The organism is Brevundimonas sp. FV1ye4L, from assembly GCF_058681255.1.
This window is the reverse complement of sequence record NZ_CM178734.1, coordinates 325,358-336,967: the sequence shown is the minus strand read 5'-3', so window position 1 is coordinate 336,967 and position 11,610 is coordinate 325,358. Positions and strand designations below refer to the sequence as shown.

Here is an 11,610-nt window from a genome sequence, read left to right as displayed (position 1 = left end):
GCGCGGTTCCGCGCTACGAAAGACGCAATGACCAATTCATCCAAGAGGCCGCCCGCCGGTCTCCCCGACAAAGACACCCTCCTCGCCTTCCTGCGCGAGGCCGGATCGGCCGAGAAGACCGATATCGCGCGCCACTTCGGCCTGAAGGGCGGCGACCGCCGGGCCTTGCGCGAAATGATCCGCGAACTGGAAGAAGAAGGAAAACTGGGCAAGCGCGGTCGCAAGGGCTTTTCCGAAGCCGGCGCCCTGCCCCCTGTCGGCGTCGCCGATGTGATCGAACGCGACGGCGACGGCGAACTGTATGTCCGCCTGGTCGAGGCCAGCGCAGACGCCCCGCGCGCCCTGCTGATGCCCGACAAGGGCAAGCCCGGCCCCGCGCCCGGCTTGGGCGACCGTCTGCTGGTCAAGTTCCAGCGCGGCGGCGACGGCTGGGAGGCCCGGCTGATCAAGAAGCTGGACGTGGGGACCAACCGCGTTCTGGGCGTCATCCGCAAATCGGCGCGCGAGACCCGCGTCGAGCCGGTCGACCGCCGCTCCAAGGACGTGCTGCTGGTGCCCCAGGCCCAGTCGGGTGATTTGCGTGACGGCGACCTGGTCCTGGCCGCCATCGAAAAGGGCGAGCAGCGCTATGGGCCCAAGCGCGGCAAGATCCTGGAACATATCGGCAAGGAGGACGATCCCCGCGCCGCCTCCCTGATCGCCATCCACGCCCACGGCGTCCCGACCGGCTTCTCCGAAGCGGTCGAGCGCGAGGCCGAGGATCAGGCCCTGCCGACGTTGAAGGGCCGCGAGGACCTGCGCGAGGTCCCCTTCATCACCATCGACCCCGCCGATGCGCGCGACCACGACGACGCCGTCTATGCGGCGCGTGACGAGGATCCGAAGAACCCCAACGGCTGGATCGTCTGGGTCGCCATCGCCGACGTCGCCGCGTATGTCCGGCCCGGCACCCATCTGGACCGCGAGGCCCGCGACAAGGGCAACTCGACCTATTTCCCCGACCGCGTCGAACCGATGCTGCCGGAGGTGCTGTCGAACGGCCTGTGCAGCCTGAAGGAAGGCGAGAACCGCGCCTGCCTAGCCGTGCGGATGGTGTTCGACAAGGACGGCCGCAAGACCGGCCATCGCTTCGTTCGCGGCCTGATGCGGTCCCACGCCAAGCTCAGCTACGAACAGGCCCAGTCCGCCATCGACGGCCAGATCGACGACGCCACCGGCCCGATCATGGAGGCCATCCTCTATCCGCTGTGGAACGCCTACCACGCCATGCTGAAGGGCCGTCTGAAGCGCAGTCCTTTGCAGATCGAATCCGCTGAACGCCGCATCCGCATGGCGCCTGATGGCGGCATCGCCTCGATCGAAAAACGCGCCTCGCTGGAGGCGCACCGGCTGATCGAGGAGATGATGATCCAGGCCAACGTCTGCGCCGCCGAGACCCTGGAGCAGAAGAAGACACCGCTGATCTACCGCGTCCATGACGCGCCCAGTCAGGAGAAGATCTTCAACCTGGCCGACTTCCTCTCGACCATTGGCAAGCCGTGGAACAAGGGCGAGCCGGGCACGACCAAGCGGTTCAACAAGCTGTTGGACGAGACGCGCGACGGCGAATACGCCGATGTGGTCAACGAAGTGGTTCTACGCACCCAGATGCAGGCCATCTATTCGCCGGACAACGTCGGCCACTTCGGCCTGAACCTGGATCGCTACGCCCACTTCACCTCGCCGATCCGGCGCTATTCCGACCTGATTGTCCACCGCGGACTGATCCGGGCGCTGGGCTTCGGCAAGGACGGGCTGACGGATCGCGAAATCGCCGAACTGCCCGCCATCGCCGAGGGCGTGACCATGACCGAGCGCCGGTCCATGGCCGCCGAGCGGGACGCCATGGACCGCTATATCGCCGCCTTCCTGGAGAACCGGGTCGGCGCCACCTTCACCGGACGGATCACCGGCGTCACCCGCTTCGGCCTGTTCATCCGGCTGGACGAGACGGGCGCTGACGGCCTAGTCCCCGTCTCGACCCTGGGCAGCGAATATTTCGCCCACGACGACCGCGCCCACGCCCTGGTCGGCGAACGCACCGGCAAGCGGTTCACCCTGGGCCGCAAGGTCGAGGTCAAGCTGATGGAGGCCACCCCCGTCACCGGCGGCCTGGTGTTCGAAATGCTCAGCGAACCGGAGCCGCGCGATCCCAACGCCCCTGCCCCGCGCTATGGCATTCGCGGACGCGGCGGCGACGGCCCGCCGATGCGTGGCAAGGGCCGGCCGGGCGGCCCCAAGCCTCGCAACGGCTCCAAGCCGGCGGGCGGACTGAAGGGCGTACGCAAGGGCAAGCGGAAGTAGGTCGCCATGGCCCCAGCGGACATCTTGCCAGCGCTCGACCGCCTGAACGCGACAGAGCGGGAACTGCTGCTTCTGCTAGGGCGGGGCCATACCGCCAAGTCCATTGCGACTATGAAAGACCTTTCGGTCGCGGCCGTGAACGAGCGGTTCCGCTCGGCCCGTCGCAAAACGGGTCTGGGCAGCAGTCGGGAGATCGCCCGGCTGCTGGTCGCCCAAGAAAATCGTGACGATTTAATCGATCTAGCCGCCATCCCGAGCCAAGCAGCAAGCCTTCCTCGTCCCGACGCGCCGCCCTCCGGCCGCGCGTTCCTCACCAGACGATGGAGACTGATCGTGATCATCACCGCCCTGGTGGCCGCCGGCCTTCTGGCCTATCAGACCGCCACGCCGCCGGTCGCGTCGCCACAGACATCGACCGGCGACAACCCCATTGCAGAAATCCTCGCGGATATGCCGGCTTCGCCCGATATCGCCACCCTTCATGCCGAAGCCGCGACGCCCTCAACTGACCAAGCTTGGTCCTCCTCCACGGAACAGACCTTGTCTCAGCGCTATCATGCCCTTCCCGGCTTCGAGAACAGTGTCGAGGTCCTCAGCGTGACCTGCGCAGCGACCCTGTGCGAAGTCGCTGGCAAGGCGCGCGCCGACATCTCCAGCGACGACATGAATGCGTTCATGGAGGGCGTTCAGGGGCTGGACAGATCAGAGCCGCGCCTGCCGCTGGACGCCGTCGTCCACCACTTCAGCTCCACCAACGGACCATCGTCTTCCGCCGTATTCGCCTCCTACTGGCGTCGAAAGACCTGACACGCATCGGGGCGGCGGGGCGGCTTGCCCGCCCTGCCGTCTCGGTTCATTGAACCTGTCATGTCGCCAGCCCCCTTCGACGCCGCCCAGGACCTGACCGACGCCCCTCGCGTCGGCGGCGGCCAGCGGCCCAAGGACGCGGCGACCCTGATCTTGACGCGGGGCGGGGCGCGCCCGGAAGTACTGATGGGGCGACGCGCGCCGGGCCATGTCTTCATGGCGTCGAAGTGGGTGTTTCCAGGCGGGCGGATCGACCGGGCGGATTTCACCGCCGCCGCAACGGGCGATCTGACGTCCGACGTCGCCCGCAGGCTGGAGGCCGAGGTTCCCGCCCGCCGCGCGCGCGCCCTGGCCCTGACGGCGGTGCGCGAGACCTTCGAGGAGACCGGCTTGATCCTGGGCCGCCCCGCGCCGCCCGCCAACACAGCCGGACCGTGGCGCGAATATCGGCAAGCGGGCGCCCTGCCCGACCTGTCGGTCCTCTCCTACATCGCCCGCGCCATCACCCCGCCCGGCCGCACGCGCCGGTTCGACGCCCGCTTCTTCATGGCCCCGGCCGAGGCCCTGCTGACGCCCGAGCCGACCGCAGGATCAGGCGAACTGGACGAAATCGCCTGGTTGCCGTTGGAAGACGCTCGCGCCCTTGATCTGCCCGCCATTACCCGCTTCGTGCTGGGCGAACTGGCCGAGCGCCTGGCCCAGGACCGCGCCAATCCTGACCGCCCCCTGCCCTTCGTCCGCATGGTGCGCGGCCGCCACGTCGTCGATCACAGGGACTGACCATGCCCAGCGCCATCACCCTGCGCCTGACCACCGCCGACCCGGTCCCAGGCGTCGCATACAGCCTGCAGGATAAGGCCAACGCGCCGGTCGATCCCCGTATCGCCGACGATGGTCCGATCAGTTTCGACGTCCCCGTCACCCTGTCCGACGACGGCCGGCTGACGGGCCCCTTCGTGAGGCGCGAGGGACCGTCGCGACGTTTCGTCTATATCGCCATCGGCACATCGGCCGGACAGCACAGCGAATGGAGCCGTCGCGCCAAGATCGACGTCCATGACATTCCCGCCGACCTTCTGGCCCTGGCGCGCGAGGGGCGCGTGCTGGAAGTCATCCTGCCCGGCCGCGCCCGCGACGGCGGCCCGGCTTGCGCCACCGTGCGCCCACTCCAGCCCTGGCGCGCCGTCTGACCTATTCGGCGACCGGCTTCGTCAGGTCGAACTCGACGCGGAAGTGCCGGTTCGGCCGGCGCAGCTCATAGGCGAACATCCGGTCGGGATGGACCTCCATCGCCCAGACATTGGTGGTCGAGACCGCCGCGTCGTTGGCCTTGAACAGGGCGATCGATTCGGCGTCGACCGGGAATTCCTGCCGCTCGGCCGTGCCGACGCTCGTCGTATCGCCGCCGTACCAGTGCAGCACGTCGGTCGTGCCGTTCTCATGCCGGTGATCATGCTTCAGACGCAGACCGGCGTCCGTCCTGGTCACAACCCAGGTGCGCGACCGGTCCTCGCCCACCGCGAACGGTATCCGCACCTCGTCCGGCGAACAGTCGCGGACGTGCATGATCAGCCGCTCGCTCGCGAACCTGGCGTCGGCGGCGTCGGTCGTGACGACCCGGCCTTCGAATCGCTGGCCACACAGGGCGTTCAGCCGCGCCAGGAAATCGTTCTGGACCGGAGCGGGGCCCGCATCTGCGACGCCCACAGACGACAGGGAAATCAGGGCCGCTGCGGCCAGCAAGGATGCGATTTTCATACGCCCAGATTATATATGCGCCGCACCGCATCAAGGCGGCATCGCGCCCGTTGACTTTGGGGCGATCCTGAGTATGTTCCGCGCCTCTTATTTTAAGCGGCTTTCGCCGTCGCAGAGGTAATTCCGATGGCCAAACCGGCTTCCATCAAGATCCGCCTGAACTCCACGGCCGACACCGGCTTCTTCTATGTCACCAAGAAGAACGCCCGCACCATGACCGAGAAAATGGTCGTCAAGAAGTACGACCCGGTCGTGCGCAAGCACGTCGATTTCAAGGAAGGCAAGATCAAGTAATCCCTTGATCGGCTGAGATAATGCAAAACGCCCGGCTGGTGACAGCCGGGCGTTTTCGTTTGTCTGGCGCCTGGTTCGGCGTTCAGGCGGCCTTGGTGATGACCTTGTTCCGTCCGCTCGCCTTGGCCTCGTAAACGCCCTCGTCGGCTCGCTTCAGCAAGCCTTCCGGCGTATCCCCGTCCCCCGTCGTCGCAGCGACGCCGATCGAAATGGTGATGGTCAGATGCTCCTTGCCGCCCATGACCCGGAAGGGGGCGGAGGCGATATCGCGACGGATTCGCTCGGCCACCATCTGGGCGTCGTCCAGCCCTGCGCCGGGCATGACCACCACAAACTCTTCGCCGCCCATCCGGCACGGCAGATCGACGGCGCGCACGTTGGTGGCCAGACGCACGGCGAACTCGGCCAGCACCTCGTCCCCGGCATCGTGACCGAAGCCGTCGTTGACCGACTTGAAGTGGTCGATGTCGAGCACCAACACAGCCACAGAAGCGCCACCGTGCGCGGCACGGCCCACCAGAGCCTGCAACTGCCCGGTCATGTAGCGTCGATTGTGCAGGCCGGTCAGGGCGTCCGTGACGGCCATCTCCAGACTGCTGTCCAGCTTCTGGCGCAGGAAATCAGTGTAGCGCTTGCGACGAATCTGGGTGCGGACACGCGCCGACAATTCCTCGGGATCGACGGGACGCGGCAGTATGTCTGTGGCGCCCAGCTCCAGCGCCTTGACCATGCGCGGTCGCTCGCTCGGCTCGACGATGGCCAGGATCGGCGCCCGACGCGCGTCGCCCGATTTGGCCAGGGCCACAACCCGGAGACCATCAAAACTCTCGGCCGCCACGTTGACGATGATCAGATCCAGCGGCCCCTTAGCGGCCGCCATGGCCGCATCGGGATCGGTCTCGATGGCGACGCGATGCTCGCGCCCCAGCTCCGCAGCAATCTTCTCAGCCTGGGCGGCGTTGTCGTCGACGATCAGAACCCGCCCGCCTTCGCTGCGCAGCCGCGCGGCCCCCTCGCCTTCCACGCCCATGCGCCGGCTGCTTTCCTCGCGCTCGCGCAGTTCGTCCATCACCTGTTTCAGCCGCGTCAGCGACTTGACGCGCGCGAACAGGACGACATCGTCGATGGGTTTGGTCAGAAAGTCGTCGGCCCCAGCCTCCAGGCCGCGAATCCGGTCCTCTCGCCCGTCCAGCGCCGTCACCAGCACCACCGGAATATGCCGCGTCTCAGCCCGCGCCTTCAGCAGTCGACAAGTCTCGAACCCGTCCATGCCGGGCATCATGACATCGAGCAGGATCAGGTCCGGCTGATGCTCAGCCGCCAGTTCCAGCGCGGCCGCCCCGCTGTTGCAGGTCAGAACGTCATAATATTCAATCGTAAGCTTGGCTTCCAGCAGACGAACATTCACGTCCACATCGTCGACCACCAGGATCCGCGCACTCATCCCAGATGCTGCCTTATGGTGTCGAGGAAGTGCATGACGGATATCGGCTTGGAGATATAGGCCTCGCACCCGCCCTGGCGGATACGCTCCTCATCGCCCTTCATGGCGAAGGCGGTCACGGCGATGACAGGGATATGGTTCAGCTCCTCGTCGTCCTTCAGCCATTTGGTGACTTCGAGACCCGAGATTTCGGGCAGCTGGATATCCATCAGGATCAGGTCCGGATGATGCGCGCGCGCCAGAGCCAACGCCTGCAGGCCCTCACGGGTTTGCAAGGTTTCATAGCCCTGGGAATCGAGCAGATCATGAAAAAGCTTCATGTTCAGCTCGTTATCCTCGACGATGAGGACTTTTTTGGACATCGTCACCTGACCTGCGGCGCCTGCGAATTGGCGACGCTTCGTTGTGTGCGATACTGCCCGTCCCAGTCTTAAGTTGGGATGAAGCCAAGGTTACGGAGACCTTAAGCGTGGCCATAAAGGCCGTTTGCCGCGACTGCCTGTGGACCGGCGACGATCCCGCCGGCCCGCCTGGACGCCGCTGTCCGTCGTGCGGGTCGCGCCGCATCGTTGCGGACGCGGAACTGGATCAACTTTCGATCGCCCACATGGACTGCGACGCCTTCTACGCCTCGGTGGAAAAGCGTGACCGGCCTGAGCTACGTGACAAACCCGTCATCGTCGGCGGCGGCAAGCGGGGCGTGGTCTCCACCGCCTGCTATGTCGCACGCCAATACGGCGTCGGCAGCGCCATGCCGATGTTCAAGGCGCTGAAGGCCTGTCCCGAAGCCGTGGTGATCAAGCCCGACTTCGCCAAATATGTTTTCGAATCAGAACGCATCCTCGGCGCCCTCGGCCGGCTCACGCCGCTGATCCAACCCCTGTCACTGGACGAGGCCTGGGTCGATCTGTCGGGCACGGAACGGTTGAACGGAGGCCCGCCGGCTTACCAGTTGATCCGTTTCCAGAAGCAGATCGAGGAAGAGACCGGCCTGACCGTCTCCATCGGACTGGCCCCCAACCGCTTTCTGGCCAAGATGGCGTCAGAGATGGACAAGCCGCGCGGCTTTTCGGTCGTGGGCGCCGCCAACGCCCAGGCCCTGCTGGCGCCCCGCGCGGTCACCACGCTGCCCGGAGTCGGCCCGGTGTTCGGCAAGGCCCTGCGCAGCGACGGCTACGCCACCATCGGCGACCTGGCCCGCGCCGACGTGCGCGACCTGGTCAAACGCTATGGCGAGTCCGGCCTGCGCCTCTACGACCTGTCCCACGCCCGCGACGCCCGCGCTGTAAACCCGGACCGCGACCGCAAGGGCATGAGCGCCGAGACCACCTTCAACGAAGACCTGATCACGGCCGAGGCGCTCGAGGCCGAACTCTGGCCCCTGTGCGAGAAACTGGCGTCCAAGGCCCGCCGCGACGGCGTCGCCAGCCGCGTCCTGGTGCTGAAGCTGCGCCGCACCGACTTCAAGATCATCACCCGCCGCATCAGCCTAGCCGAACCCGTCCAGACCGCCCGCGCCCTGTTCGCCGCCGGCCGTGACCTGCTGAAGCCGGAACTGGGTCAGCCCTATCGGCTGATCGGCATCGGCATGGCGGACATCCAGGACGCCGATGACGCCCCCGCCGGCCTGTTCCAGACCACCGAAACCCGAACCCTGAAGACCGAACGCGCCATCGACAAACTGCGAGAAAAATTTGGCAAGGACGCCGTGGTGGCGGGACGGGCGCTGAAGTCTTAGGAAGCCGCATGGACCTCGCCAAACGCGCCTACGACCATGGCTTCCGCCTGGACCCGATCGTCCGCAGCCTGCTGGACACCGACTTCTACAAGCTGCTGATGCTGCAGATGATCTGGCGCGAGCATCGCGACACGCCGGTGGTGTTCCAGGTCATCAACCGCACCAAGTCCGTCCGCCTGGCCGACGAGATCGACATCGCCGCCCTGCGCGACCAGCTGGATCACGCCCGCACCCTGCGGTTCACCAACAAGGAGCTGGTCTGGCTGGCGGGCAACAGCTTCTATGGCGTCAAACAGATCTTCTCGCCTGACTTCATCGCCTGGCTGACCGACTACCGCCTGCCCGCCTACGACCTGTCGGTCCAGGACGGCCAGTATGTCCTGACCTTCTCCGGCGCCTGGGCCGAGGTCACCCTGTGGGAGATCCCGGCCCTGGCCATCCTCAACGAGCTGCGCTGCCGGGTCGGACTGCGTCGCCTCGGACGGTTCGAGATCGATATCCTCTATGCCCGGGCCAAAACCCGGTTGTGGTCCAAGGTGGAGCGGCTGCGCGACCTGCCTGACCTGGCCATCTCCGACTTCGGCACCCGTCGTCGCCACGGCTTCCTGTGGCAGCGCTGGTGCATCCAGGCGCTCAAGGAAGGTCTGGGCCGGTCCTTCATCGGCACCTCCAACGTGCTCCACGCCATGGAGAACGATCTGGAGGCCATCGGCACCAACGGCCACGAGCTGCCGATGGTCCTGGCCGCCCTGGCGCCCGACGACGCGGCCCTGGCCCAGACGCCCTATGCGGTGCTGGACGAGTGGCGCAGACACTATGGCGGCAACCTGCTGGTCGTCCTGCCCGACGCCTTCGGCACCGAGGCCTTCCTGGACAAGGCTCCCGACTGGGTCGCCGACTGGACCGGCTTCCGCCCCGACTCGGCCCCGCCCATCGCTGCAGGCGAACGGTTGATCGACTGGTGGCGCGAGCGCGGGCGCGATCCGAAGGAGAAACTGCTGATCTTCTCCGACGGCATGGACATCGACGGCATCGAAGCCGCCCACGCCCATTTCCATGGCCGAGCGCGTCTCAGCTTCGGCTGGGGCACCAATCTGACCAACGACTTCCGTGACTGTTCGCCTGCGCCCGCCCCTGAGCTCGAGCCCATCTCTCTGGTCTGCAAGGTCGTCGAGGCCGGCGGGCGCCCGGCCGTCAAACTGTCGGACAATCCGGAGAAAGCGGTCGGCGATCCGGCCGAAATCGAACGCTATCGCCGCGTCTTCGGCGTCCGCGGCCTGACCGCACGACCGGTCGAGGTCTGAAACCCGCCCTTAAGTCCGTTAGGTCATAAGGGCGGCATGAACGCCTTCATCGACAAGATGCGCCGCCGCGCCGGCCGCTATCTGGATGTCCGCCCCGCGACGATCCAGCCCGCGCGAGGCGTACTGAGCCTGTCGTTCGACGACATCCCCGCCTCCGCCTGGCTGGAAGCCGGACCGGTGCTGGCCCAGCACGGGGTGAAGGCCACCTATTATGTCTGTGGCGGCCTAGCCGGCGGGCGCAATCTGGACCTGCCGCAATTCGAGACCGAGCACCTTCAGGCTCTGCACGAGGCCGGTCACGAAGTCGGTTGCCACACCTATGAACACGTCTCGACCCTGCGCCTGTCGCCGGCCGAACTGGACGCCAGCCTGGCCCGCAACGCCGCCTGGGTGTCGGAACGGCTGGACGATTATCAGATGCTCAGCTTCGCCTATCCGTTCGGCGATTGCGCCGCGGGGGCCAAGTCTTTGATCGACGGTCGCTTTCTGTGCGGTCGAGGTGTGCGCGACGGGATCAACGAGGGCCGAGTCGACCGCAACCTGTTGCAGGCGATTGGCCTGGAGAGCCGCCGCCTCCCCGGCTACGATCTCGACAAACTTATCGACGACACCGCGGCTTCGAAGGGCTGGCTGATCGCCTATGGCCACGACGTCAGCGACGCCCCCACCCCCTACGGCTGCAAGCCCGAGGATATCGACCGCCTGATCCGGCTGGCAAAAGCCGCCGATCTGGACATCCAACCGGTCGCGGCGGCGTGGCGACTGGCGGCCAGCACACCCCGACACCCGTCATCTTAGGCCTTGCGCCTAAAACGACGATTGGAGAGCGGTGACGGTCTCACGTAAACGGTCAGACCGCTGGCGCGCGCGAGAAGTCCGGCAGGGGCAGCCAGCCGGTGAAGATCAGCACCATGACGAAGGCCCAGACGATGGCCGCGACCCAGGTGGTGGTGATGAATTTGCGCTTCAGGTTCGGCGTGGCCGGCGCGCCCCATTGCGCCCCGTCCGTCGGTGGCGTGTGGGTTTCGCGCGAGGTTCCCAGCGGCAGGACCGCGAACAACACCGTCCACCAGACGATGATGTAGATGCCGAACATGGTGGCGGGGCCGATGGGCATGAGACCTCCTGTCCGAACTTTGGCGTCCGGTTAAAACCGGTCTAGAGGATCAGCCTCCCCTCGACGAGTCCCCGACATGCCGCAGATCACCCTGGAATACACCCGCCACCTGGCCGAGACCGACTGGCCCCCCGTCGCGTTGGAGATCCACCAGGCCGCCGTCGAGATCGCCGGCGCCGCCCTGTCGGCCTGCAAGACCCGATTGATCGCCCTGGACCATGTCGTCATCGCCGATGATGCGCCGGAGACCGGCATGCTGGCCTGCCGCATCGGCCTGATGCTGGGCCGCACGCCGGAGCAGAAGAGCGCGCTAAGCGAACGGGTGCTGGAGATACTGACCGCCGCCCTGCCCCAGCCGACCGGCAAGGTCGAGGTGTCGGCCGAGGTGTTCGAACTGAACGAGACCTATCGCAAGGCCACGCTCGGCTGACGCGACATGCTGGTTGGCTGCGCCTTCAGGGATGCGGCCGCCCGACGCCATACCGCGCCGCCAGATAGGGGGCGATGGCGTGGTCCTGAAGGAAGCGGCGCCCGGTCGTTTCGCTGACCTGGACCTCGGGCCAGTCCAATTCGCCGTCCAGGATCAGGATCGGACAGCTTTGATGCGCCTCGCCGACCTCGGCGATTACCGGCGGGCGCGGCCGGGCATGGTCCAGATAGACCACCTCAAGCGCGTTCCTCAGCTGGGGATAGAAGGCCAGAACGCCCTCGATATAGGCGCCGGCCGGGCAGAACCACGGGCCGCCCTGCGCGTCGTGCCAGTCGGGGTTCAGCAGGAAAAGTCGTTCGGTCATGGGCGGGATAT

14 protein-coding genes are annotated in these 11,610 nt (G+C 66.5%); 9 read left to right on the top strand and 5 right to left on the bottom strand.

Annotated elements, in window-relative coordinates; genetic code table 11:
• Window positions 1–27: 27 nt before the first annotated feature.
• Genes rnr through ACW17X_RS01590 form a run of 4 tightly spaced genes read left to right on the top strand, consistent with a single transcriptional unit; the run spans window position 28 to window position 4,340 of the window.
• Entirely contained in the window at window positions 28–2,343 is a 2,316-nt protein-coding gene (rnr, locus tag ACW17X_RS01605) for a ribonuclease R (protein ID WP_492099260.1), read from the top strand.
• Between the two features lie 6 nt (window positions 2,344–2,349).
• On the top strand, window positions 2,350–3,150 hold the full coding sequence (locus ACW17X_RS01600; RefSeq protein WP_492099258.1) for a hypothetical protein: 801 nt from the start codon (window positions 2,350–2,352) through the stop codon (window positions 3,148–3,150).
• A 60-nt stretch (window positions 3,151–3,210) separates the two neighbouring features.
• On the top strand, window positions 3,211–3,930 hold the full coding sequence (locus ACW17X_RS01595) for an NUDIX hydrolase (RefSeq protein ID WP_492099256.1): 720 nt from the start codon (window positions 3,211–3,213) through the stop codon (window positions 3,928–3,930).
• A 2-nt stretch (window positions 3,931–3,932) separates the two neighbouring features.
• Window positions 3,933–4,340, top strand: a complete 408-nt coding sequence (locus tag ACW17X_RS01590; RefSeq protein ID WP_492099255.1) for a DUF5990 family protein — start codon at window positions 3,933–3,935, stop codon at window positions 4,338–4,340.
• Window position 4,341: 1 nt separating this feature from the next.
• Here the strand turns inward: ACW17X_RS01590 and ACW17X_RS01585 are convergent, their stop codons facing one another.
• Window positions 4,342–4,908: a hypothetical protein gene (locus tag ACW17X_RS01585; RefSeq protein ID WP_492099253.1), complete on the bottom strand. Its 567-nt coding sequence runs from the start codon at window positions 4,906–4,908 to the stop codon at window positions 4,342–4,344.
• A gap of 126 nt (window positions 4,909–5,034) precedes the next feature.
• On the opposite strand from ACW17X_RS01585, the gene rpmG reads away from it, so the two are divergent.
• Complete coding sequence (gene rpmG / locus ACW17X_RS01580) at window positions 5,035–5,202, top strand: 50S ribosomal protein L33 (RefSeq protein WP_008262536.1); 168 nt, start codon at window positions 5,035–5,037, stop codon at window positions 5,200–5,202.
• An 82-nt stretch (window positions 5,203–5,284) separates the two neighbouring features.
• Here rpmG and ACW17X_RS01575 read toward each other — a convergent pair whose 3' ends face one another.
• Window positions 5,285–6,646 carry a PleD family two-component system response regulator gene (locus tag ACW17X_RS01575; protein WP_492099251.1) on the bottom strand — a complete coding sequence of 454 codons (1,362 nt, stop codon included), beginning with the start codon at window positions 6,644–6,646 and terminating at the stop codon, window positions 5,285–5,287.
• Window positions 6,643–7,008 (bottom strand): response regulator, encoded by a 366-nt coding sequence (locus tag ACW17X_RS01570; protein ID WP_166622562.1) that lies wholly within the window; start codon window positions 7,006–7,008, stop codon window positions 6,643–6,645. Before ACW17X_RS01570 ends, ACW17X_RS01575 begins: the two co-directional genes overlap by 4 nt.
• Before the next feature lie 107 nt (window positions 7,009–7,115).
• On the opposite strand from ACW17X_RS01570, the gene ACW17X_RS01565 reads away from it, so the two are divergent.
• The 3 genes from ACW17X_RS01565 to ACW17X_RS01555 are packed head-to-tail and all read left to right on the top strand — an operon-like array spanning window position 7,116 to window position 10,486.
• Complete coding sequence (locus ACW17X_RS01565) at window positions 7,116–8,384, top strand: DNA polymerase IV (protein ID WP_492099249.1); 1,269 nt, start codon at window positions 7,116–7,118, stop codon at window positions 8,382–8,384.
• Between the two features lie 8 nt (window positions 8,385–8,392).
• Window positions 8,393–9,688: a nicotinate phosphoribosyltransferase gene (gene pncB, locus ACW17X_RS01560; RefSeq protein WP_492099247.1), complete on the top strand. Its 1,296-nt coding sequence runs from the start codon at window positions 8,393–8,395 to the stop codon at window positions 9,686–9,688.
• 36 nt (window positions 9,689–9,724) lie between these two features.
• Window positions 9,725–10,486, top strand: coding sequence for a polysaccharide deacetylase family protein (locus tag ACW17X_RS01555; protein ID WP_492099245.1), 762 nt, complete (start codon window positions 9,725–9,727; stop codon window positions 10,484–10,486).
• Between the two features lie 52 nt (window positions 10,487–10,538).
• On the opposite strand, the gene ACW17X_RS01550 is transcribed toward ACW17X_RS01555, so the two are convergent.
• Window positions 10,539–10,805, bottom strand: a complete 267-nt coding sequence (locus ACW17X_RS01550) for a DUF1467 family protein (protein ID WP_492099242.1) — start codon at window positions 10,803–10,805, stop codon at window positions 10,539–10,541.
• Window positions 10,806–10,881: 76 nt separating this feature from the next.
• Here ACW17X_RS01550 and ACW17X_RS01545 point away from each other — a divergent pair, with 76 nt between their 5' ends.
• Entirely contained in the window at window positions 10,882–11,235 is a 354-nt protein-coding gene (locus tag ACW17X_RS01545; protein ID WP_492099241.1) for a 5-carboxymethyl-2-hydroxymuconate Delta-isomerase, read from the top strand.
• Between the two features lie 25 nt (window positions 11,236–11,260).
• Here the strand turns inward: ACW17X_RS01545 and ACW17X_RS01540 are convergent, their stop codons facing one another.
• Window positions 11,261–11,599: a DUF3088 family protein gene (locus ACW17X_RS01540; RefSeq protein ID WP_492099239.1), complete on the bottom strand. Its 339-nt coding sequence runs from the start codon at window positions 11,597–11,599 to the stop codon at window positions 11,261–11,263.
• Between the last annotated feature and the right edge of the window lie 11 nt (window positions 11,600–11,610).